General features: G+C 60.3%; 20 protein-coding genes and 1 tRNA gene. 13 read left to right on the forward strand and 8 right to left on the reverse strand.

What is annotated here, in order from left to right; genetic code table 11:
* Positions 1-263 precede the first annotated feature (263 nt).
* The gene (locus AC1RO0_RS07100; protein ID WP_498592159.1) at positions 264-1,310 is read left to right on the forward strand and encodes a threonine aldolase family protein; all 1,047 of its coding nucleotides are present in this window, start codon (positions 264-266) and stop codon (positions 1,308-1,310) included.
* 383 nt (positions 1,311-1,693) lie between these two features.
* Here AC1RO0_RS07100 and AC1RO0_RS07105 read toward each other — a convergent pair whose 3' ends face one another.
* Positions 1,694-2,551, reverse strand: coding sequence for a LysR family transcriptional regulator (locus AC1RO0_RS07105; protein WP_498592160.1), 858 nt, complete (start codon positions 2,549-2,551; stop codon positions 1,694-1,696).
* A 109-nt stretch (positions 2,552-2,660) separates the two neighbouring features.
* On the opposite strand from AC1RO0_RS07105, the gene AC1RO0_RS07110 reads away from it, so the two are divergent.
* Positions 2,661-3,680, forward strand: coding sequence for a bile acid:sodium symporter family protein (locus tag AC1RO0_RS07110; RefSeq protein ID WP_498592161.1), 1,020 nt, complete (start codon positions 2,661-2,663; stop codon positions 3,678-3,680).
* 103 nt (positions 3,681-3,783) lie between these two features.
* On the opposite strand, the gene AC1RO0_RS07115 is transcribed toward AC1RO0_RS07110, so the two are convergent.
* Positions 3,784-4,248 carry an Hsp20 family protein gene (locus AC1RO0_RS07115; RefSeq protein ID WP_498592162.1) on the reverse strand — a complete coding sequence of 155 codons (465 nt, stop codon included), beginning with the start codon at positions 4,246-4,248 and terminating at the stop codon, positions 3,784-3,786.
* A 365-nt stretch (positions 4,249-4,613) separates the two neighbouring features.
* Positions 4,614-5,030 carry a DUF2000 domain-containing protein gene (locus tag AC1RO0_RS07120; RefSeq protein WP_498592163.1) on the reverse strand — a complete coding sequence of 139 codons (417 nt, stop codon included), beginning with the start codon at positions 5,028-5,030 and terminating at the stop codon, positions 4,614-4,616.
* A 130-nt stretch (positions 5,031-5,160) separates the two neighbouring features.
* Here AC1RO0_RS07120 and AC1RO0_RS07125 point away from each other — a divergent pair, with 130 nt between their 5' ends.
* The 3 genes from AC1RO0_RS07125 (at position 5,161) to AC1RO0_RS07135 (ending at position 8,172) form a co-directional block, all read left to right on the forward strand.
* Positions 5,161-5,640, forward strand: a complete 480-nt coding sequence (locus tag AC1RO0_RS07125; RefSeq protein ID WP_498592164.1) for an Lrp/AsnC family transcriptional regulator — start codon at positions 5,161-5,163, stop codon at positions 5,638-5,640.
* 297 nt (positions 5,641-5,937) lie between these two features.
* A complete protein-coding gene (locus AC1RO0_RS07130; protein ID WP_498592165.1) occupies positions 5,938-7,005 on the forward strand; it encodes a cyclic nucleotide-gated ion channel in 1,068 nt (355 codons plus the stop codon).
* A gap of 192 nt (positions 7,006-7,197) precedes the next feature.
* Entirely contained in the window at positions 7,198-8,172 is a 975-nt protein-coding gene (locus tag AC1RO0_RS07135) for an alpha/beta fold hydrolase (RefSeq protein ID WP_498592166.1), read from the forward strand.
* Here the strand turns inward: AC1RO0_RS07135 and hisN are convergent.
* From hisN to AC1RO0_RS07150, 3 genes are all read right to left on the reverse strand, one after another.
* Positions 8,169-8,942: a histidinol-phosphatase gene (hisN, locus tag AC1RO0_RS07140; RefSeq protein ID WP_498592167.1), complete on the reverse strand. Its 774-nt coding sequence runs from the start codon at positions 8,940-8,942 to the stop codon at positions 8,169-8,171. The two genes, AC1RO0_RS07135 and hisN, sit on opposite strands and share 4 nt — an antisense overlap.
* 416 nt (positions 8,943-9,358) lie before the next feature.
* On the reverse strand, positions 9,359-10,009 hold the full coding sequence (locus AC1RO0_RS07145; protein WP_498592168.1) for a pyridoxamine 5'-phosphate oxidase family protein: 651 nt from the start codon (positions 10,007-10,009) through the stop codon (positions 9,359-9,361).
* A 433-nt stretch (positions 10,010-10,442) separates the two neighbouring features.
* Complete coding sequence (locus AC1RO0_RS07150; protein WP_498592169.1) at positions 10,443-11,327, reverse strand: N-formylglutamate amidohydrolase; 885 nt, start codon at positions 11,325-11,327, stop codon at positions 10,443-10,445.
* Positions 11,328-11,612: 285 nt separating this feature from the next.
* Between AC1RO0_RS07150 and cpdR1 the strand changes: the two genes are divergently transcribed.
* Both cpdR1 and AC1RO0_RS07160 read left to right on the forward strand, forming a co-directional pair.
* The gene (gene cpdR1, locus AC1RO0_RS07155; RefSeq protein WP_004117561.1) at positions 11,613-11,975 is read left to right on the forward strand and encodes a response regulator CpdR1; all 363 of its coding nucleotides are present in this window, start codon (positions 11,613-11,615) and stop codon (positions 11,973-11,975) included.
* An 84-nt stretch (positions 11,976-12,059) separates the two neighbouring features.
* Positions 12,060-12,134 (forward strand) — tRNA-Val (locus AC1RO0_RS07160).
* A 142-nt stretch (positions 12,135-12,276) separates the two neighbouring features.
* Here the strand turns inward: AC1RO0_RS07160 and AC1RO0_RS07165 are convergent.
* Positions 12,277-12,588, reverse strand: coding sequence for a hypothetical protein (locus AC1RO0_RS07165; protein ID WP_498592170.1), 312 nt, complete (start codon positions 12,586-12,588; stop codon positions 12,277-12,279).
* Positions 12,589-12,804: 216 nt separating this feature from the next.
* Between AC1RO0_RS07165 and AC1RO0_RS07170 the strand changes: the two genes are divergently transcribed.
* Together AC1RO0_RS07170 and AC1RO0_RS07175 are read left to right on the forward strand one after the other, a co-directional pair.
* Positions 12,805-13,035 carry a hypothetical protein gene (locus AC1RO0_RS07170; RefSeq protein ID WP_498592171.1) on the forward strand — a complete coding sequence of 77 codons (231 nt, stop codon included), beginning with the start codon at positions 12,805-12,807 and terminating at the stop codon, positions 13,033-13,035.
* Between the two features lie 94 nt (positions 13,036-13,129).
* The gene (locus AC1RO0_RS07175) at positions 13,130-13,603 is read left to right on the forward strand and encodes a hypothetical protein (RefSeq protein WP_498592172.1); all 474 of its coding nucleotides are present in this window, start codon (positions 13,130-13,132) and stop codon (positions 13,601-13,603) included.
* An 83-nt stretch (positions 13,604-13,686) separates the two neighbouring features.
* On the opposite strand, the gene AC1RO0_RS07180 is transcribed toward AC1RO0_RS07175, so the two are convergent.
* Positions 13,687-13,935 carry a hypothetical protein gene (locus AC1RO0_RS07180; RefSeq protein ID WP_498592173.1) on the reverse strand — a complete coding sequence of 83 codons (249 nt, stop codon included), beginning with the start codon at positions 13,933-13,935 and terminating at the stop codon, positions 13,687-13,689.
* Positions 13,936-14,329: 394 nt separating this feature from the next.
* On the opposite strand from AC1RO0_RS07180, the gene AC1RO0_RS07185 reads away from it, so the two are divergent.
* From AC1RO0_RS07185 to AC1RO0_RS07200, 4 genes are all read left to right on the forward strand, one after another.
* Positions 14,330-15,430 carry a DUF475 domain-containing protein gene (locus tag AC1RO0_RS07185; RefSeq protein WP_498592174.1) on the forward strand — a complete coding sequence of 367 codons (1,101 nt, stop codon included), beginning with the start codon at positions 14,330-14,332 and terminating at the stop codon, positions 15,428-15,430.
* A gap of 262 nt (positions 15,431-15,692) precedes the next feature.
* The gene (locus AC1RO0_RS07190) at positions 15,693-17,120 is read left to right on the forward strand and encodes a mannose-1-phosphate guanylyltransferase/mannose-6-phosphate isomerase (protein ID WP_498592175.1); all 1,428 of its coding nucleotides are present in this window, start codon (positions 15,693-15,695) and stop codon (positions 17,118-17,120) included.
* A 180-nt stretch (positions 17,121-17,300) separates the two neighbouring features.
* Positions 17,301-20,624 (forward strand): transglutaminase family protein, encoded by a 3,324-nt coding sequence (locus AC1RO0_RS07195; protein WP_498592176.1) that lies wholly within the window; start codon positions 17,301-17,303, stop codon positions 20,622-20,624.
* A 13-nt stretch (positions 20,625-20,637) separates the two neighbouring features.
* Entirely contained in the window at positions 20,638-23,055 is a 2,418-nt protein-coding gene (locus AC1RO0_RS07200) for a circularly permuted type 2 ATP-grasp protein (RefSeq protein ID WP_498592177.1), read from the forward strand.
* The last annotated feature ends 4 nt before the right edge of the window (positions 23,056-23,059 follow it).

Consider the following 23,059-nt stretch of genomic DNA (forward strand, 5'->3'; position numbering starts at 1 on the left):
ACCAGTTCTATGACAGAAAGCTTTTGCCTTCGCAAGAGCAAAAGGGCAAAATTTCATCAACGCGCGACGGAAGATTGCCGATGTTGCAAATTTCAAGCAAGAAAGTTTCGCTGCAGCGCATCATTTTGTTTGTTGATTGCTTAGATCAATTTCTGTGATGAGTCCTTCAGCACTGCACTCTTGATAGCCCGCACCATTGGATTAATGTCCGGTAGACCTTAACTACCTTTCCCGCAAACCTATAGTCTCAGTTGGTGCCATCAATGTTTTTTGCTTCCGATAATTGGGCCGGCGCCCATTCCAAGATCGCCGAACGTCTGCTTGCCGAATCCGGCGGCTTCGCCTCGGCCTACGGCGCCAGCGATCTCGACCAGAAGGTTGAAGCCAAGTTCGCCGAGATTTTCGAGCGCGAGGTCTCCGTCTTCTTCGTCGCAACCGGCACCGCCGCCAATTCGCTGTCGCTCGCCAGCGTCCAGAAGCCGGGCGGGATCAGCTTCTGCCACAACGAGGCGCATGTCGCCGAAGATGAATGCGGCGCGCCGGATTTCTTCAGTGGCGCAAGGCTCGCGACCGTTGAAGGCGCTCTCGGGAAGATCGATCCGAAGGCGCTCGCCACCAAGGTCGCCCGCTTCCCGCAGGATGCCATCCATCATGGCCGCGCCACCGCCGTGACCATCACCCAGGCGACGGAGATCGGCACGGTCTATTCGCTCGCCGAGATCGACGCCATCGCCGCCATCAGCAAGGCGAACGGCCTGCCGCTGCACATGGATGGGGCACGCTTCGCCAACGCGCTGGTCGCGCTTGACGCCAGCCCGGCGGAGATGACCTGGAAGCGCGGCGTCGATATCCTCTCCTTCGGGGGCACCAAGAACGGTTGCTGGTGCGCCGAGGCGATCGTCTTCTTCAATCCGGAGCAGGCCAAGGAGATGCATTTCATCCGCAAGCGCGCCGCCCAGCTTTTTTCCAAGTCGCGCTTCATCGCCGCCCAGTTCGACGGCTATTTCCAGGACGACCTCTGGCTCGACCTCGCCCGCCATTCAAACCGCATGGCCGACCGCCTGCGCGCCGGTATCCAACAGAACCCTGACGCACGCCCCGCCTGGCCGACAGCCTCGAACGAGGTCTTCGCAATCATCCCGAAATCGGCAGCCAAGAAAGCGGAAGACAAGGGCGCAAAGTTCTACGAATGGCCGATCCCGGAATCACAGCCGGAACTGGTGAACGAGGACGAAGCCTTGATTCGCCTCGTCACCAGCTTTGCCACGACCGAGGACGACGTCGCCAGCTTCCTGGCCTGCCTTGCTTGACGATTGAATAAAAGAGAGCGCCGAACTGGCTTTCGGCCAGCCGGCGCTCAGTCTGGCGACAAAAGCCTAGTTCTGATTCCGATGCGTGAACATCGTGAAGTTCGATGCGCCGTCATAAGGGGGCGCATGATGAACGATCATCGTCATTGCCATTACGCATGCTACAAGTCCGGAAATGAAGATGGCACCATAGATCATGGAGGCTGATACCCTCGCTTCAGCTCATTCACTGCAAAATACGATAGCAGCGTAAGCTGACTCGAACCTGAACCGCGTGCACTTCCGAATCGGGACACGCGAAAAGGGAAACGACAGCCGGCGAAGGAATCTTAACAAATCCTTTACGCCTATTCACATGATCGGCTCGAAACAAGCCCGACATGTCACATCGACCGCAATCCCCTCACCTTCGCCAGGATATCCTCCGAGAGGGCACTGACCAGCAGCTGATCAGCCCCCTTGCGCGGCACCAGCACGAATTCGACATCCTCCAGCGCCGGCAGCCAGCCCGGCGCGATTTCCGACAATCCTGCCGGCGCCATGCTGCGCGGCTGGACAAGGACGCCCATGCCGGCGCGGGCCGCGGCCGTCAATCCGCTGAGGCTGCCGCAGGTGCAGACGATGCGCCACGGCACTTGCTGGCGGCGTAGCGCTTCCAGCGCCACTGCGCGCGTAACACTCGGCGCGGGAAAGGCGATCAGCGGCAGAGGCCCGGAGAGCGCCCGGATACGGGCAGGATCGCGCGCCAGCCAGACCAGCGGCTCGCGATAGACCAGCCTTCCCCTGACATCGCCAAGACGGCGTTTGGCGAGCACGAGGTCGAGATCGCCATTGTCCTGCATTTCATAAAGTGTACCGCTGAGCGCAACTGTCAGCTCGAAATCGACGGAGGGATGCGAGCGGACGAAATCCTCCAGCACGTCTGGCAACTGGCTGGTGACGAAATCCTCGGAAACGCCGAGCCGCAGACTGCCGCGCAGGCTATTGCCGGCAAAAAGCTGCTGTACCTCGCCTTCGATCGACAGCATCTGCCGGGCATGACCAAGCAGCGCCTCGCCGTCGCCCGTCAACACCACCCGATGCGTGTCGCGAGCCAGCAGCCTGCGCCCGAGCGTGGTTTCCAGCCGCTGGATATGCTGGCTGACCGTGGATTGGCCAAGACCGAGGCGCTCGGCAGCCAGCGTAAAGCTACCCATCTGCTCGACGGCGACGAAGCTGCGCAATTGCGTGAGATCGAGCATCGCTTTTATCCTGAATTGCGATAACTGTTATTCCTTGCATCGTGGATCACGATAGGTCTATCTGCAAGGACTATTCTTACGGCTTGTAATTGCGATTGGGGTTGGCACGATGCGCCGCTTTCTTCCAGACACCTTCACCATGCTGCTCGTCCTGACGGTCCTGACGGCTTCCTTCTTTCCCGTTCAGGGAGCGAGCGCTCACTATTTCAGTATCGCCACGAACTTCGCGATCGGCCTGCTGTTCTTCCTACACGGCGCGCGCCTGTCGCGCGATGTCGTCATTGCCGGCATGCTGCACTGGCGGCTGCATCTCATCATCCTGCTGACGACCTTCGGCGTCTTCCCGCTGCTGGTGCTCGGCATCGGCCAGGTCGTCCCGAACAGCATTCTGCCCGTATCGCTCTATACCGGCCTGTTGTTCCTGAGCGTGCTGCCATCGACGGTGCAGTCGTCCATCGCCTTTACGTCGATCGCCGGCGGCAACGTTCCGGCCGCCATCTGCTCGGCTTCGGCTTCCAACATCTTCGGCATGTTCCTGACGCCGCTGCTCGTCGGCGTGCTGTTTTCGGTCGGCGGCCAGGGCGGCGGCTTTTCCTGGGATGTGCTGTGGCAGATCATGTTGCAGTTGCTCGCCCCCTTCATCGCCGGCCAACTGTTGCAGCCGTGGATCGGTGACTGGATCCGCTCAAAGAAGAAGATCCTGATGCCGGTCGATCGCGGCTCGATCCTGATGGTCGTCTATTCGGCCTTCAGCGAGGCTGTCGTCGAGGGCCTGTGGCACACGTTTTCGGTGATCGACATCGCCACCGTCATCGTCGCCAACATTGTGCTTCTGGCCATGGTGCTCTGCATCACCATGTTCGGCAGCCGTGCGCTTGGCTTCTCCAAGGCCGACGAGATCACCATCACCTTCTGCGGCTCGAAGAAATCGTTGGCAAGCGGCGTACCGATGGCCAATGTCATCTTCGCCGGCCAGGGTATCGGCGCCATCGTCCTGCCGCTGATGCTGTTCCACCAGATCCAACTGATGACCTGCGCCTTCCTTGCCCAGAAATATGCCGATGCGGCCAAGAAGCGGGAAACGGCCAAGGCCGAAACCCAGGCCAACGGGGCTACGAACGCAGCCTAGCCACATCCCTGACAGTACCAAACACAAAAAGCGGCGCCCCGATGGAGCGCCGCTTCTTTTTGATCTTGGGAGGATCTGTCCTCAACCTGTCGGCTGACGACGGTTAGCTGATATGAGCTTCGATCGCCTTCGGGGTATCGACCGGCTCGGCGGCGATGGAGATGCGGCGGGGCTTCATGGCTTCGGGAATGTTGCGCAACAGATCGATGTGCAGCAGACCATTCTTCAGCGAAGCCGCCTGGACCTCGACATGATCGGCGAGCTGGAAGCGACGCGCGAAGGCGCGCTTGGCGATACCGCGATAGAGATATTCGCTGGCTTCCGCCGGCTCTTCGCTCTTTTCACCCTTGACCTGCAGAACATGGGCGTGAGCCTCGATGCTCAGTTCCTTTTCGTCGAAACCGGCAACGGCCATGGTGATGCGATAGGTGTTCTCACCGGTGCGCTCGATGTTGTAGGGCGGATAGGTCTGACCCTGATCCGGCTGCGCAAGGCTGTCGAGCATGGTGAAGAGACGGTCGAAACCGACGGTGGAACGGTAAAGGGGAGTAAAGTCTACGTGACGCATGGTGTCCTCCTGTGAGCGACGATTGCGATTTATGATTTGCCCCGCGACCCCGCTCTGGGCGGCCTCGGGACGGTTTTGCAGGCCCGTTTGGCACCCGCAGAATGGAGATGGTGATCGCATTTCAGGAGTTCAAGGCCCCGATGGCTGGCCTCGGATTTCGGCGAAAAGCCGCGTGAACCGCAGATGAACGCCCGGTTCGGCACCCGTTCAGGCTGGCGGGGCTATCAATATAACCGTCGGATGCATCAAATACATCCGATGACTGAAGCATATCGTCCCTTCTTCTTCAGTCCTTACTCGGCCGGCTCAGCGGATCTCTCTATCTCCGCAAGCCGGCCTTTTTTATGCAATCGGTGGCGATCAACCTACCGCAAAAGCTTCAACGATCCCGTCAGCGATTTCACCCATTTCGATGGACCTGCGAGCCCCAGGCCGTCGATCACCTCTTCCGACAAGTCTCGGCCGGGGAATGTCGCCTCATAGTCCGCATAGGCGTGCAGCGACCGCGCGAAGGCTGGGAAAGGCACGATTGCCCGCTCGTTCGGCTGCGGCAGGGCCTTCAGCATCAGCGCCCGGATCGTATCCGCATCCGCCTGCAGGATCGGAACCGGCAGGTTGGAGCTGATGTCGATGGCGCGATCGTCGCGATCGGCAAGCTGGCGGGCCGCAAGACCCGGAAATCGGGCGCCGAGACCAATGGCGATCGCGCCCGCCGTGTTGGCGATCAGGCCGAGCGGCAGTTCTGGGTTTATGACAATGGCGAGGCGGGTATCGGGGAGCATGGGAACCTGCGGCAAGAGTGAATTTGCACTGCAGGATATATCGCTCCCCACGAATGATCCTGCCTTTCATTGCTTAAAAATTGCCAATTATGGTAGGGTCTACCCAATTTAACTCCCCAGAAGGTGAAACATGCCATTTCCGCTCGAACCTGTCGATACACGCATCCTGGGCGCCCTCCAGAACGATGGCCGCCTGACGAATCAGGCACTCTCCTCCGAAGTCGGGCTTTCGACCTCGCCCTGCTGGCGGCGGGTTCGGCAATTGGAGGAGAGCGGCGTCATCCAGAGCTATACGGCGGTTCTCGATCGGCGGCAGATCGGCCTTGGCGTTCTCGCCTTCATCCGGGTCAAGATCGACAGCCACAGCGAGGCGGAAGCGGAAGAATTCTCGCAGGATGTCCTGAAACTGAGCGAGGTCGTCGCCTGCTACAGCATCGCCGGAGACGCTGATTTCCTGCTGCAGGTCGTGGCGGCGGACCTCGACAGCTACGCCGACTTCGCCATGCGGGTGGTGCGCCGCCTGCCCCGGATCAAGGAAATGCAGACGACGTTCGTTCTGAAGGAAATCAAGCCTTTCAAGGGTTTTCCGCTGGATGTCGGACAGCAATAAGCGCCTAGGACGTGGAACGTCGGGCACGGCATGGAGATGGTCGCTCGTCATGCCGAGAAAAGCAAAAATCTATTGCAACTCCCCCAGCGTCTCGCGCGACCTCATGATTACCTCAACCAGCTAGTCTTCCGCGATAGCAAGGAATGTCCGAGACGATTGAAATCTGATTGAAAAGTCAGCCATAAATCGCTTATTTCACTGGTCAACACTTGGCTGCCATACCTGTCCCGCAAGCCCTTTACGTTTGGACCGAAGGCATCCTATTCTGGGAGAGTGGCTGCCCAATCGGGGTATTGAATGTCGGCGCTCTCTTTCTCGAAGATTTCCGCATCGCTGAACGCGCTGCTCGCTGCAGTCGGTCTGTTGACGGTGGCTGCGCTGACGACGCCTGATATAGCCGGACAGACCAGGCTCGTCTTGGAAGTGCTGCTCGCCAGTGTCTGGGCCGCCTATGTTCTGCAATTGATCGAGACGCTGTTCATGCAGCGGTCGAGAGAGGCTCGTGGCAAGGCGCTGGAAACCACCGTCGACGTGCTTGCGGTTTTGGTCCCCGTGATCGCATTGCTTTTCGTCCGCGGGCGCGACCAAAGCCTCTATTGTGCCATCTGGCTGCTGAAGCCACTGCGTGGCTCGACCTTCTTCCGGCTGTTGGGCAGGGTGCTGACCAAAGAGGCGCGCAACCTGATCGGCGTCACCTCAATCTTCGGCATCGTTCTGTTCGGCGCGGCACTCGCAGCCTATATCATCGAGCGCGACGTCCAGCCTGACAAGTTCGGCAGCATCCCCCTGGCGATGTGGTGGGCGGTGGTCACGCTGTCGACCACCGGCTATGGCGACGAGATTCCACAAAGCTTCGCCGGTCGCGTCCTTGCTGGGCTGGTCATGATGAGCGGTATAGGCATCTTTGCGCTGTGGGCCGGCATCCTCGCCACCGGCTTCTACGAAGAGGTTCGTCGCCAGGACTTCGTGCGCAATTGGCAGCTGGTTGCAGCAGTACCGCTGTTCGAGAAGCTTGGTTCGGGTGCGCTCATCGAGATCGTGAGAGCATTGAGACCTCGTGTCGTGCCGGCGGGCGGCATCATCTGTCGCAAGGGCGAGGCTGGCGACCAGATGTTCTTCATCGTCGAGGGCCGCGTCACCGTCGCCACGCCGAACCCTGTGGAGCTCGGCTCCGGCAGCTTCTTCGGCGAGATGGCGCTGATCAGCGGCGAGCCGCGTTCGGCGACCGTCAGCGCCGCAACTGAAGTCTCGCTGTTGTCGCTCTATTCGTCGGATTTCCAGATGCTGTCCAGCAGCAGCCCGGAAATCGCCGACATTATCCGCAAGACCGCACTCGAACGACGCGGTGCGACACCAAAGGCCTGATGAAGACGATGTTTTGAGAAGGCCGTATTTGGAAGCGCCTTGGGTACCAGCGCTGCCATCGGAGAGGCTGATGGAGGACTATATCGGCACCGGATATTCGACCACAAGGATCGCCAATAAACCTGTTGCAATTCCCCCTGCCTGCGCTATCCCCTTCAGAAGAACAACCCGCTAGCGAGGCGCGACATCGCCATGGATTCGATCCTCTATTCCACGCCAGACAATCCGGTGCCGGAAAACCGCATCGAGGGGTTTTTCGAGAGCTTTGACGGGCGCAAGCTGCGCTATGCCGTCTTCCGCAGCGAGCAGCCTGTCGCCAAGGGAACCGTGGTGCTGCTGCAGGGCCGCAACGAGTTCATCGAAAAATATTTTGAGACGATCCGCGATCTCACCGCCAAGGGCTTGTGGGTCGCGACCTTCGATCTGCGCGGCCAGGGCGGATCCGAGCGGCTGCTGAAGGATCCGCGGCGCGGACATGTCCGCCATTTCTCCGATTACGAACGCGATCTCACCGCCTTCCTCGACAAGATCGTGCTGCCGGACACGCGCCTGCCCTTCTTCCTGCTGGCGCATTCGACCGGCGCGCTGATCGCGCTGTCGGCAGCACCCCGGCTTGCGAGCAGGATCGAGCGCATGGTGCTGCTAGCGCCCTTCGTCGGCCTCATGGGCCAGGGAGCTTCGCCTGGTCTCGTGCGTGCTATCTCAAGCACAGTCAGCGCGATCGGTCTTGGCCGGATCCAATTCAGCAAGAAAAATCTGGAACGGCCCTTCTCCGAAAACCCGCTGACCGGCGACGAGCAGCGCTATCGGCGCAACACGGAAATCGCCGCCGCCTATCCGCAGCTCGTTCTCGGCCCGCCGACGGCGCGCTGGCTGTCGGAAGCCTTCCGTGCCATCGATCACGTCACAAGGCCCGAGCATCTGTTCTCGATCAGCATTCCGACCGTGCTGATCGCTCCGACCCGCGACGGCATCGTGCCCTATGCCGATCAGGAGCGGCTGGCGCGCTACTTCCGAGCAGCCCAGCTCGTGCCCATTTATGGGTCCAAGCATGAAATCCTGCAGGAGCGGGATATTTACCGGAACGCGGCGCTTGCCGCCATCAACGCTTTCATTCCCGGCAGCGACGCCGAAGCGAGTGCGCAGACGATGGAAGTCGAAAGCTAGCGCGACAGGACGGCCCGCGCCTGATCATAGACCGCGCGGCTGCCGGCAGCGATGATGGAGCCGCCCATTTCCGGCCGGCCGCCGTCCCAGGTGGTGATGATGCCACCCGCCTGCTCGATGACGGGGATGATGCCGCCGACATCATAGGGCTTCAGCGAATTTTCGATGACGAGGTCAATATGGCCGGCGGCAAGCAGCGCATAGGCGTAGCAATCCGTGCCGTAGCGGAAGAGCCGCACCTGGCTCTCAATCTCGCGATACCTCGCCAGCTCCTCGCCGACGAAGAGATGCGGCGACGTGGTGAAAAGAATGGCCTTCGACAGGCTGCCGCAATCGCGAACCTGTAGCCGCTTTTCGCCATCCGGACCGGAATAGGTCGAGCCGTTGCCATCGGCAAAATAGCGCTCGCCGGTAAACGGCTGGTCGATCATGCCCATGATGGCGCGGCCGTTTTTCTGCAGGCCGATCAGTGTTCCCCAGACGGGTACGCCCGAGATGAAGGCGCGCGTGCCGTCGATCGGGTCGATCACCCAGACATGCTCGCGGTCGAGGCCGACACTGCCGTGCTCCTCGCCCAGAATGCCATGATCGGGAAACTCCGCCTCGATCAATGTCCGGATTGCCACCTCGGCGGCCCGGTCACCCTCGGTCACCGGATCGAAGCCTTGGGCTTCCTTGTTGACCACATCGACGCCGGCACGAAAGCGCGGCAAGGTTTCGGCCTTGGCCGCTTCGGCCAGACGATAGAAGAACGAGCGATCAGGAAGCATGGTCGATCCGGATAAATGGCAGGGCGGGCGAAGTCATAGCGCATAAAGATCGGGAAGCAAACCAAATGCCGATGCAAGAGGCGGAATGCTCGCAGATCAAGCAGAAATTCCTAAATTGCCTAAATATCTTGCACTGCAATATTCTGCTTGACATTTGTGCAATGCGGTAGCATCATCCCCCTACAGTCTTCTGACTGTAAATACCCTCCTTGGGTGTTTCCTCCCTAGACTTAGCCGCGCCACAAGCGCGGTTCTTTTTTTGTCAGGATTATTGTTTCATTGGAATGACGCGGCAGACGCAGAGCCGATTTCTCCGGTGTGGGTGACTTCAAAGGTCCTGCGATATTCGGCCGATCACCAAACCCCCGCAAACCGCCTGCCTGGAATTTGCAAAGCGCGCCAAAGCACCGCTTACGCTAGTAGAGCGTCCTTTTGTAATCCTCCTCCAAGTCGTCATCCATTTTGCGTATCTCATCCTTGTCGCTTGGCGCACCGGTCGTTTCATCAAGAATGATCTTGACGAGCGACGGCATCTCGGTACGGCTTTGAAAATGATCCGGGCTCCACAACCGCGAGCGCCGAAATGCCTTGGCGCAATGCATGAAAACCTCAGCCACCTCGACGACAATTGCGAGCTTAGGGGCGCGATCATTGACGCTCATGCTTTTCAGCAGATCAGGGTCGTTCACCAGAGTAGCCCGCCCATTCACGCGCAATGTGTCGTCAAATCCTGGAATAACGAACATCAGCCCAACGCTCGGATTGGCTATGATATTGACCAGGGTATCAAGGCGGTTGTTGCCAGGTCGATCCGGTATCGCCAACGTGCGCTTATCGAGAATTTTGACGAAACCCACAGGGTCACCACGAGGACTGACATCCGCTTTTCCATCCAGATTTTGTGTGCCTATGCACAAGAATGGTGAACGCCTGATGAAGTCTTGTGCGTGCTCGCCGAGAGTGTCCTGACACTTCAAGATTGCCAGAGCGTGCGTGGCTTCAAATAGGCTTCGAAGAGACTGTTCATCTGCTATCACGAATTCTGGATTAAGCCTGAACTCCTCCATTATCTGGCCTCCCTAAGTTGCCTTGTTGGCTGAATCAGCCCTGCCTGAGCAGTCGGGTTTGAAGGTCAGCGCCTCACGTTCCTGCTCAGTGAAACGTCGCCTTCGGTACTGCAGATAGGTGCATGGTGTCATTTTGACGTACGTACATCAAAAATCATTATCGCAAGATCTCGACGTGATCAAGATGACCGAGCTTGTTTGGCTTCTAAAACAGGGCGCCCGCCGCAGCCGATAACGTTCATTATCAGCGCGGCAACACCTTCGGTTGTATACTTCGCGAAAATCCCGCAGCCCGTCCAAAACGCGGGCGGGGGTTCTGAAGGTTAGACTGTGCCCAGATTTTCGGACGGTCTGCCCGATTTCTGCACTCGCCTATATGCTGATTTTCTGTCTCGCTCGCCCATTTCGTCGGGTTCGGAGTGCGAAATACCCGCTACTCTGCCGCCAACGCCGGATCGCCGGCATAGGATTCCACATGCTCGGCGATGCGTTTCATGAACAGGGTGATGGCAGCGGCGACCTGATCGAAATCCGCACGCTTCTCCAGCGTCGTCTCATCGACATAGAGCGAGCGGTTGACCTCGATCTGCAAGGCGTGCAGCCCACGGGAGGGGCGGCCGTAATGCTCGGTGATGAAACCGCCGGCATAGGGCTTGTTGCGCACGGCGTTGAAGCCCATCTCCTCAAGGATCTGCATGGCGGCGCGCGACAGCTCCGCCGAGGCGCTGGTGCCGTACCTGTCACCCAGAATGAAATCGGGCCGCATATTGCTGCCTGCAATACGGATATTGCCCGGCATGGAATGGCAGTCGACCAGGACGCCGAAGCCGAACTGAACATGGGTGCGGGCAATCAGCCGCCGCAGCGTCGCATGATAGGGCTTGTAGATCGTGTCGATACGCCGGAGCGCCTCCTCGACGGGCACGCGACGGGCATAGATTTCCATGTTTTCGGCGACGATTCGCGGGATCGTGCCGAGACCGCCGGCCACCCGCAGCGAATTGACGTTGGCATAAGGCGGCAACGCGCCATCGAACATGCGCGGGTCGAGCTCATAAGGCTCGCGATTGACGTCGATATAGGCGCGGGGGAAATTGGCGAGCAGCAACGGCGCACCAAGAGCGCTCGCCGCCGAAAACAGCTCGTCGACGTAATGATCTTCCGAGCGGCGGATAGCGATGCCCTGCAAGCGAGACTGGGCAATGAAATCGGGCGGATAGATGCGGCCGCTATGGGGCGAACTATAGACAAAGGGAATTGTCTGGGAGACGGGCTCCAATACCTCAAAAATCTCGAAATTACGCATCTCTGCGGACATCAACATCTTTACCGTGTCTACAACCTGTCGCAATATCCATGTTGCCAGCTGCACGCCCGCAAGTCCATACTAACTTTAGCAAAATGGCCTTAATCCAACGCCATGAAAGCGGCGGACCCAGCGGCCCGATCCCATGCCCGCGCGAGACGGACTCCGGATGCAACCGCGCGGCAGCGAACGCGGATGATTATATCTCGCCCAACCATTCACGGCTTGTTTACGGCCACCGGCTACCTTACACGCTGGACAAGTCCAACAAGACAACAGTTGATTAGCGAACAGATGATGACCCAGAAGATACTTCTTGCCGAAGATGACAACGACATGCGTCGCTTCCTTGTGAAGGCACTGGAAAAGGCCGGTTACAAGGTCTTGTCCTTTGACAACGGAGCAAGCGCCTATGACCGGCTGCGCGAAGAACCATTTTCGCTGCTCCTGACCGATATCGTCATGCCGGAAATGGACGGCATCGAGCTGGCGCGTCGCGCCACCGAGCTCGATCCCGACCTTAAAGTGATGTTCATCACCGGTTTTGCCGCCGTGGCGCTGAACCCTGATTCGAAGGCGCCGAAGGATGCGAAGGTGCTTTCCAAGCCATTCCACCTGCGCGAACTCGTCGACGAAGTGAACAAACTCCTTGCCGCATAAGGCTTGCCGCGCGCGGCGTCATAAAATTGAAAAAAGCCTATTGACGGCTCCCAAGGTTTTATGATCTATGCGCCGCCATCGGATGGGCGTGTAGCTCAGCGGGAGAGCACTACGTTGACATCGTAGGGGTCACAGGTTCAATCCCTGTCACGCCCACCATCCTAATTCGCTGAAAAGCAAGGGCTTTCGGGAAACCGAAAGCCCTTTTTTCATACGACGCCAGCGTACCGAGCCACCCCTTCCTCCAGGCGAAAAGCACCCTTTCCAAAGTGTGGAAAAGACAGCCCGGCATGCTGCGGGATCAGCGGTCCAGGAAGTGCTGGAACACCGCCGACGTGGGATAGGCATAAGCGCCGCGATCCACGAAGCTGTGCCTGTACAGGCAATTTCTCAATGCCAGGATATACAGCGTGCTGTCCGGATCGGGCGATCCCCGACGCCAGGAATAGGCCTCCGGTTCGCAACGGTTCAGCGCCCTGTCATATCGCTCCAGAAGCACGGGATCGCTGTCGGCGCGGACGCCGCCATAATATGATTGATAGTTCGAGGGCGCTTCGCCTGCGGAGACGCAAGCCAAGCTCAATAGAGCTCCCAACGCTAACATCATTCTCATCTGCTTTGACCTCTCGCTCATGGCGCCTCGAATGCTCGATCGCGCAGCCTGAGAATAATGGTCTTTGCTTCAATATCCAATCACATGCTGATGTTCCGTATCCGAACCGCTTGCCGGCGGGCAGGATCCGCACAATTTCCACCCATGAGCGCTTGACTTCCGCTCGCGCTGTCACACTACTGTTATGCTAAGGCATTGATCGTACGGGAGGACGAGATGGCGGTCGTAAAGAAGCAGTTCTATAAAAATCACAAGCCCAACGGTGATGAGTATCTGTTCCACCTGGCCCGCGACACCGACAGCGGCGAGGTCTTCATCATCCGCCAATCCGATTATCTCGTCGATGGCGGCACCGAGAAGCAGATGACCCTCTATGACTTCCTGGCCGGCGGCGGCAATCGACAGAATGCGCTTCTGCAACTGATCGGAACACTTGTGCCGGAGTAATCCGGCGCCTCGCCCACGGTCGTATCTGAGCGCTGCGGGTTGACTGCCACATTTCGATCGGCAAACGTGTCCGGGCTTTAAAGGAGCCCGTAACATGCGATTCGCAGGCCTTGCCGTTGCTTTGACAGTCATGACCGTTGCCACGAGTGCCGGCGCGCAGAATTTTCCTGGCCCCGGCGTGGCTGTCATCGACGGCAAGTGCTCCAAGCTGGTTGTCGGCAAGCTCGACGCATCCAAAGGCTGCACGCCGCAGATCGCCAGCGTGACGGGACCGGACGGCTCCGTAACCTTTATCTTTTCGGCCGGCGGCAAGATGCTTGGCTTCCAGGGCGACGGGCGCGGGATCAAGCCCGGCGCGACCAAAGGAACGATAGAATTGCCGATCGAGGTCATCTCCACCGGCGCCGGCAACAAGATGGCCGGCCAGGTCGAGGCAAAAGGCGTCTGCACCTTCTCCAACCCCTATTCCGGTAAGCCTGTCGCGTTCCAATGCTCGGCGAAATCGACCGAACTGAGCTTTACCGGCAGCTTCGTGTCGAACGGCAAGCCGCCGCGCACCAAAAAGTAACCGATAGCTTCAGACCAGCCGAACGCATCCCTGTCGAGGAAGGGCGCCCGAAAGCACCCTTTCCAGATTTTACTGGCCAGATTTTACTGGGAGCCGCCTTTTTTCTTGCCCGCCTGATTGGCATCGCCCGGCGCTTCGCGCGAAAGATCCGCGCCGCTGACATGGGCCGGTACGTGGACATCGGCATGCGTCGTTGGCTGCAATGTCAGATCGACATTGTGGGGTGGCAGCACCTGCGCCTGGCGCAGGGCGTTCGGACGCGCGCGTTTCTGCCGTGCCGTCAGCTCCGGCCTTGGTTCCTTCGCTTTGGGATGGATGGGATGGGGGCTCATGGGAGGTTCTCCTTGTCCGCTGTTTTCTGTTCGGCAATGGACATAGCCGTGCCCACCTGAGAGCCAACGCCCCCTTCTCCGTTTGGTTCCGAAATTTCTGGATTATGGGAGGCAATAGCATCATGCCCCACACTCGCCCTTGACGTGCGCCGGAACATCACTAATTATCGGCAATGTTCCGCGCCTTCTGACATCGGTTGCGGACTGAATATGGTGCCGGGCCCCTCTGGCGAGAGTTTTTACGGCGCTCTCGCGATGTCGGTACCGCCTGCAGATGAGCCGGCGGATTTCTTTCCATGAATAGTTTGACCATGCCTTACCCGCATGCCGTCTTCGGCACGCGGCTGCGCCTTCGATCCGAATTTCTCCCCTCCGTTTGCAGCGAGGTGCGCCCATGACGCAGTCCACCTCCTCCAAATCAGTGCTCGGCTATTTCGGCTGGGCTTTCGCTGTTACAGCCGCCGGTCTCGCCCTCGGCGCACTGCTGGGCTGGAATGCGACCGGCACGTTCAGTGGCCTCGCGACAGCCTTCTTCATCTGCTCGGTGCTAGCCGTGCTGGAGATCTCGCTCTCCTTCGACAACGCCATCGTCAATGCCAACAAGCTGAAGGAGATGACGCCGCTCTGGCAGCATCGCTTCCTGACCTGGGGCATCGTCATCGCCGTCTTCGGCATGCGGATCGTCTTCCCGCTGGCGATCGTCGCCATCGCGGCTTGGATCAATCCCTGGGAAGCGCTGAAGCTCGCGGCCGCCGAGCCGGAGCAGTATGCGCGGATCATGCATGACGCACATCTGCCCATTGCCGCTTTCGGCGGCACCTTCCTGATGATGGTCGGCCTCACCTACTTCTTCAATCACGAGAAGGATGTGCACTGGATCGCCTTCGTGGAAAAGGCGATGGCGCGTTTCGCCACCATCAAGGGCATCGAGATCGCCTTCGTACTGATCCTCATTCTGGTTTTCTCCTCCCTGCTCGACGGTGAGGATTCAACGACGTTCCTCCATGCTTCCATCTACGGTCTCCTGACGTTCCTGCTGGTGGAAGTCCTGGCCGGCTTTCTCGACGCCTCGCAGAAGACGATGAGCACCGCCGCCAAGGGTGGTTTCGGCGCCTTCCTCTATCTCGAGGTTCTCGACGCCAGTTTCTCCTTCGACGGCGTCATCGGCGCCTTCGCGCTAACCCAGAATCTCTTCATCATCGCCATCGGCCTCGGCATCGGCGCCATGTATGTGCGCTCCATGACGATCATGCTGGTGGAAAAGGGCACGCTCGCCCACTACCGCTACCTGGAACACGGTGCCTTCTACGCGATCCTGATCCTATCGGTGATCATGTACGTCCAGACGCTCACCCATATTCCCGAGGTCATCACCGGCCTTGGCGGCGCCGCCCTGATCGGCATCTCGCTGTGGTCGTCGATCCGCTACAACAAGCGCAACGGCGTCGAGCATGGGCCTGCCCATGAAGAACCGGGCGACCGGGCCGAGGCGTAAAGGAAAATATATGACCGTTGCCGCCTTGTGCGGCAGCGGTCACCTCTCGCGGCAAGCGATCCGCCATACGGCTGCCTCCTTTTCGTCGAAACGTAAGCTCTCCGATGAGAGTCTATTAGAACTTCCACACTAAGATCGATGAAGTTCCCAGTCGACGGCAGATCGCAATGGCGATATGAGTTGTCGAAGGAATGACGTTGACAATCTCATAGGTTGCAAACCTTCGCGTAACGCTTGAACAAGTGTCTAGGAGAGAGAAAGAATGGCAGCGAAAATCGTCCCGGTGATCATGGCCGGAGGCAAGGGAACACGGTTATGGCCGCTGTCTCGCGCCTCGGCGCCAAAGCAATTCATCCAGTTCATCGGCGACAGGACGCTCTTTCAGAATACGCTGGAGCGCGTTTCCGATCCCGAGCTTTATGAAGCGCCGATCGTGCTCACCAACGAAGAATTCCGCTTCCTCGTCGCCGAGCAGGCGCGTGAACTCGGCCTGACACTGGCCGCCGTGTTGCTGGAGCCGGTTGCTCGCAACACCGCCGCCGCCGTCGCCGCCGCCGCCGCGCTCGTCACCGAGCTTTTCGGCAAAGACGCGACCATGCACGTCCTCGGCTCCGACTACGAGATCGATGCCAACGCGACCTATTACGATTGCGTCCGCATTGCCCGCGACACCGCGCTCCAGGGCAAGCTCGTCACCTTCGGCATTGCACCGACCGAACCGGCAACCGGCTATGGCTATATTGAAAGCGGCAAGGCGCTGCCGACAGGCGCCCATGTCGTCAAGCGCTTCGTCGAAAAGCCGGCCCTCGAAAAAGCCGAGGAGATGATCGCCAGCGGCGGGTTCTACTGGAACTCCGGCATGTTCATGTTCTCCGCCGCCCAGCTTCTGTCCGAAATCGGCGAATATGCGCCCGAAGTCGAAAAAGCAGCCAGCAAGGCGGTCTCCAAATCGAAGCGCGACCTCGACTTCACCCGCCTCGATGCCGAGGCCTTCGCAAAGAGCCCGGATATCTCCATCGACTATGCGCTGATGGAAAAGACGGCGAACGCAGCCGTCGTCCCCTCGCCCTTCACCTGGTCGGATCTCGGAAGCTGGGATTCGGTCTGGAAGGTCGGCAAGCAGGACGACAACGGCAATGTCGCGGCCGGCAGCACGACGCTGGTCAATACCAAGAACTCGCTCGTCATGACCCACGGCATCCACCTCGCCGTACAGGGGCTTGAGGACGTCGCGGTCATCGCCAGCGAAGATGCCGTCTATGTCGGTCATCTCAAGGACAGCCAGGAAGTCGGCAAGCTGGTCAAGCTACTGGCGGGCCACAAGACCACGGCGAAGCTCACCGAGACGCATCCGACGTCCTATCGCCCCTGGGGCGGTTATACCTCGGTGCTGAATGGCGAACGCTTCCAAGTGAAGCGCATCTTCGTGCTTCCCGGCAAGAAGCTGTCGCTGCAGAAGCATCACCACCGCTCCGAACACTGGATCGTCGTCAAGGGCACGGCTGAAGTGACGGTCGGCGAGAATGTACAGATGCTGCGCGAGAACGAGTCGGTCTACATCCCGCTCGGCGAAGTCCACCGCCTGTCCAACCCCGGCAAGATCCTGCTGGAGCTGATCGAGGTGCAGACGGGCTCCTATCTCGGCGAAGACGACATCATCCGTCTGGTCGATGAATTCGGCAGAAGCTAAGGTCTTTAATGGCAATGACTTCACGGCGGCGGGCGAAAGCTCGCCGCTTTTGCTTTGGCATTGTACGTGACAGCCCCGATTGACCGCCAAGACGCCTTGCATTCTCTCGCTGCATTGCACACACTGCCACCGGGAACAGCAACTGCCGCACAACGATGCGGGGCTAGGCAAAGAGACAATATGGCGATCAAAGCGAGCATCTATCATCTCACCCATTACAAATACGACAATCCGATCCGCCTTGGCCCCCAAGTCATTCGCCTGAAACCAGCCTCGCATTCCAAGACCCGCGTCCTCAGTCACTCCCTGAAGGTCACGCCCTCCAATCACTTCGTCAATCTGCAGCAGGACCCCTACGGCAATTATCTCGCCCGCTTCGTTTTCCCCGATCCGGTGACCGAGCTGAAGATCGAGGTCGATCTCGTTGCCGACATGACGGTCTACAATCCCTTCGATTTCTTCGTCGAGGAAGAGGCCACCAAATGGCCTTTCGACTATCCGGAGACCCTTCGCGAGGATCTGTCGATCTACATGAAGCCGGAGGTGCCGGGACCGCGCCTCGAAGCCTTCCTCGCCACGCTCGACCGCTCCGAGCAGCAGCCCACCGTCGATATGATCGTCGGCATCAATGCACGGCTGCAGCAGGAAATCGGCTACGTCATTCGCCTGGAAACCGGCGTGCAGACGCCGGAGGAAACGCTGGAGACCGCCAAAGGCTCCTGTCGCGACACGAGCTGGCTGCTCGTCCAGGTCCTTCGTCACCTGGGTCTCGCCACCCGCTTCGTCTCCGGCTATCTCATTCAGCTCACCCCGGACCTGAAGGCGCTCGACGGTCCCTCGGGCACGGAGGTCGACTTCACCGACCTGCATGCCTGGGTGGAAGTCTATCTTCCCGGCGCCGGCTGGGTCGGCCTGGACCCGACGTCCGGCTTGCTGACCGGCGAGAGCCATATTCCGCTCGCCGCTACGCCGCATTTTCGCAACGCCGCCCCGATCTCCGGCGGCTATTTCGGCGAAGCCAACACCGAATTCGACTTTGCGATGAAGGTCACCCGCGTCGCCGAGCATCCGCGCATCACCAAGCCTTTCTCCGATGAAAGCTGGGATGCCCTGAATGCACTTGGCGAAGAGGTCGATCGCATCCTGCAAAGCGACGACGTGCGCCTGACCATGGGCGGCGAACCCACCTTCATCTCGATCGACGACTTCGAAGCTGAAGAATGGAACACCGCCGCCGTCGGCCCGACCAAGCGCGACCGGGCCGATCAGCTGATCCGTCGCCTGCGCGATCGCTTCGCGCCCGGTGGCTTCCTGCACTACGGCCAGGGCAAATGGTATCCGGGCGAAAGCCTGCCGCGCTGGACCTTCTCGCTCTACTGGCGCAAGGACGGCAAGCCGGTCTGGCAGAACCCCGCTCTGATCGCGCAAGAGACGGCAAAGACCGGCGCAAGCGTAGAGGATGCCGGAAAGCTTCTGAGCGCAATTGCCAAGGAACTGGCGATCGAGCCCGAGATGGTGCTGCCGGCCTATGAAGACCCGGCCGAATGGATCATCAAGGAAGGCAGCCTGCCGGAAAACGTCGATCCGTCCAATTCGAAACTCAAGGACCCCGAGGAACGCAGCCGTATTGCCCGCGTCTTCGAACGCGGCCTGACAACGGCGACCGGCTATGTCCTTCCCGTACAAGCCTGGAATGCGCGGGCTTCAGCAACGCGTTGGATCAGTGAGAAATGGAGCACGCGCCGCGGCAAGATCTACCTGATGCCGGGTGACTCGCCGATCGGCTACCGCCTGCCGCTCGGCACCCTGCCCTATGTGCCGCCGTCGCGTTATCCCTATATCCACACCGTCGACCCCTCCATCCCGCGCACGCCCTTGCCCGATGTCATCGTGCCGGCCGGTCGCGCCATGCCGGAAGCGTCCTTCCAAGCCGGCGAAGGAGCGCAATCGCGCACCGAACAGACGCTTGGCGACATCAAAGGCGCGGTCCGCACGGCCATTTCGGTCGAGCCGCGCGACGGTCGGCTCTGCGTCTTCATGCCGCCGACCGAAGGGATCGAGCAGTATCTCGAACTTTTGGCCGCGGCGGAAAATGCTGCGGCGGAACTTGGACTGCCGGTGCATATCGAAGGCTATTCGCCACCCCAGGACGAGCGTATCAACGTCATCCGCGTCGCCCCCGATCCCGGCGTGATCGAGGTCAACATCCATCCGGCGTCGAACTGGCAGGACTGCGTCGACATCACCACGGCGGTTTATGAAGAGGCCCGGCTGACACGTCTCGGCACCGACAAGTTCCTGATCGACGGCCGCCACACCGGCACCGGCGGCGGCAACCATGTCGTTGTCGGCGGCGCCAATCCGGGCGACAGCCCTTTCCTGCGCCGGCCGGATCTGTTGAAGAGCCTGGTGCTGCATTGGCAGCGCCATCCGGCGCTCTCCTATCTCTTTTCCGGCCTGTTCATCGGCCCGACGAGCCAGGCCCCACGCTTCGATGAGGCGCGCCACGACAGCCTCTACGAGCTGGAAATCGCGATGGCCCAGGTGCCCGCACCCGGCCAGGGCATCCCGCCGCTACCCTGGCTCGTCGACCGCCTGTTCCGCAATCTGCTGACCGACGTTAGCGGCAACACCCACCGCTCGGAAATCTGCATCGACAAGCTGTTTTCGCCGGACGGCCCGACCGGCCGCCTGGGCCTGGTGGAATTCCGTGGCTTCGAAATGCCGCCGAATGCCCGCATGAGCCTTGCCCAGCAATTGCTGGTCCGCGCCCTCATCGCCCGCTTCTGGCGCAACCCGATCGACGGCAATTTCGTCCGTTGGGGCACGGCTTTGCATGACCGTTTCATGCTGCCGCATTATATCTGGCAGGATTTTCTCGACGTGCTTGCCGACCTCCGGCAAAACGGCTTCGACCTTCGTCCCGAATGGTTTCAGGCTCAGCTCGAATTCCGCTTCCCCTTCTGCGGCGAAGTCGAATACGAGGGCAGCAAGCTGGAACTGCGCCAGGCGCTCGAGCCCTGGCATGTCATGGGTGAAGAGGGCGCGGTCGGCGGCACCGTCCGTTATGTCGACTCATCGTTGGAACGGTTGCAGGTGCGGCTCGAAACCAACAATCCGGCGCGCTACACTGTCGCCTGCAACGGCCGCGCCATGCCGCTGACGCCGACGGGCGCCTCCGGCGTTTCGGTTGCCGGCGTCCGTTACAAGGCCTGGCATCCGGCATCCGGCCTGCATCCGGTTTTGCCGATCAATACGCCACTGACCTTCGACATTTATGATACATGGTCGAAACGTTCGATCGGTGGCTGCATCTACCATGTTGCCCATCCGGGCGGCCGGAATTATGACACCTTCCCCGTCAATGGCAACGAAGCCGAAGCGCGGCGCTTGGCGCGATTCGAGCCTTGGGGACATATGGCGGGCGATTATACTCTGCGGACGGAAACGGTGTCGGGCGAATTTCCGCTGACGCTTGATCTCAGGCGGCCGATAGGAGTTTGAAACAGGAATAAGCATGCGCAAAAAAACAGCGACGAAACGGCGTGATCCGGTAAAGGCTGGCATCGGCAACGATCCGGCCTTTGCCTATTCGGCCCTGCCTGGCGTCGCCGACGAGATGGTGGACAATACCGGAGCCGTGCGCCCGGTCTGGCAGAACCTGCTCGCAGCCCTCAGCCGCATGCCGGAACAGGAACTTCTGGAGCGCTTCGCCCGTGCCGACCGCTATCTGCGCGACGCAGGCGTCTTCTATCGGGCCTATGGAGCGAAGGGTCTCAGCGAACGCAACTGGCCGATTTCGCACATTCCCGTGCTGATCGATGAGCGTGAATGGCAGACGCTGTCGGAAGGTCTTTGTCAGCGCGCCGACCTGCTCGAAGAGGTCATCGCCGATATTTATGGCGACAACCGGCTGGTGCAGGAAGGCCTGCTGCCGCCGGCGCTGGTGGGCGGCAATCCGGAATTCCTGCGGCCGCTTGCCGGCATCAAGCCTGCTGGCGGGCACTATCTGCATTTCCTCGCCTTCGAGATCGGCCGTGGGCCTGACGGCAACTGGTGGGTGCTCGCCGACCGCGCCCAGGCGCCGTCTGGTGCCGGCTTCGCGCTGGAGACCCGTGTTGCCACCACCCGCGCCTTTTCCGACATCTACGCGGAAACCAAGGTGCATCGCCTCGCCTCCTTCTTCGGTGCCTTCCGCGATACGCTTCAGGGCGCAAAGCGCGGCGCGACGGATCGCATCGCCGTCCTGACGCCGGGGCCGGCCAACGAGACCTATTACGAACACGCCTATATCGCCCGCTATCTCGGCTTCATGCTGCTCGAGGGCGAGGATATCACCGTCGTCAACGATCAGCTCATGGTCCGCACAGTCGCGGGGTTGCGGCCGATCAGCGTGCTCTGGCGCCGCCTCGACGCCTCCTATGCGGACCCGCTGGAACTCAACCAGCAATCCCATATCGGCACGCCGGGCCTGGTGGAAGCGCTCAGGGCGCAAACCGTTACCATCGTCAACGGGCTCGGTTCCGGCATTCTCGAAACCCGCGCGCTGCTCGCCTTCATGCCTACCATCTGTCGGCATTTGCGCGGTGAAGAGCTGAAACTGCCATCGATCGCTACCTGGTGGTGCGGACAGAAGGCCGAGCGCGCCCATGTCGCCGCGCATATCGAGAAGATGGTGATCGGCCCGGCCTATTCCTGCATGCCCTTCTTCGATGACAACGGCCAATCCGTGCTCGGCTCGACGCTACGCACCACCGCCAAGGAATCGATTGCCGACTGGCTGGCGAAGGACGGCCAGAAGCTGGTCGGCCAGGAGGTCGTCACGCTCTCGACGACGCCCGCCTGGGTAAACGGCAAGCTGATCCCGCGGCCGATGAGCCTGCGCGTCTTTGCCGCCCGCACCGAAAAGGGCTGGCAGATCATGCCCGGCGGCTTTGCCCGCATCGGCAGCGGCGACGATGTCGCCGCCATCGCCATGCAGGCCGGCGGTTCGGCCGCCGACGTCTGGATCGTCTCCGACAAGCCGGTGGCACGACACACGCTGCTGCCCGCCGAAGAGACCTTTACCCGGAACATGCCCGGCAGCCTGCCGAGCCGCGCCGCCGACAACCTCTTCTGGCTTGGCCGCTATATCGAACGCGCCGAAGGGGCACTGCGCATCCTGCGCGCCTGGCACGCGCGCTTTGCCGAATCGGCCGATCCCACCCAGCCGCTGCTCGCCGATGTCAGCACCTATCTCGGGGCTGTCGATATCGATACCGAGGAGGCCGTGCCGGAAAGCCTGCTGCGCAACATCGAAAGTGCCGTCTATTCCGCCAGCAACATCCGCGACCGCTTCTCACCGGACGGCTGGCTGGCGCTGAACGATCTCGCCAAGACCGCCCGCCGCTTCCATGAAACGGTCAAGCCCGGCGACGACGCCAGCCATGCCATGACCATCCTTTTGCGCAAGCTCGCGGGCTTTGCCGGTCTCGTGCATGAAAACATGTACCGCTTCACCGGCTGGCGTTTCCTGTCGCTCGGCCGCTATATCGAGCGCGGACTGCACATGACGCGTCTGCTCGGCCACATGTCCGGGCCGGAAGCGCCCGACGGCGCGCTCGACATGCTGCTCGAAATCGGCGACAGCGTCATGACCCATCGCCGCCGCTACAATGTCAACACGGCGCGGCTGACAGTGACTGATCTCTTGGCGCTCGATCCGCTCAACCCGCGCTCGATCCTCTTCCAGATGAACGAGATCCACCGCGAGGTCGAGCAATTGCCGAACGCCTTCGTCAACGGCCAGATGTCGCCCTTCTACCGCGAAGCCATGCGGCTGCATTCGGGCCTGGCCGTCATGACCCCAGAAACAATGAACGACGAGGTCTATCAGCGGCTGGAACGGGAGCTGGAACGGCTCTCCGACCTTCTGGCCCAGACCTATCTCGGATGATGTG

Source organism: Rhizobium sp. GW821-FHT14E12, assembly GCF_058803745.1.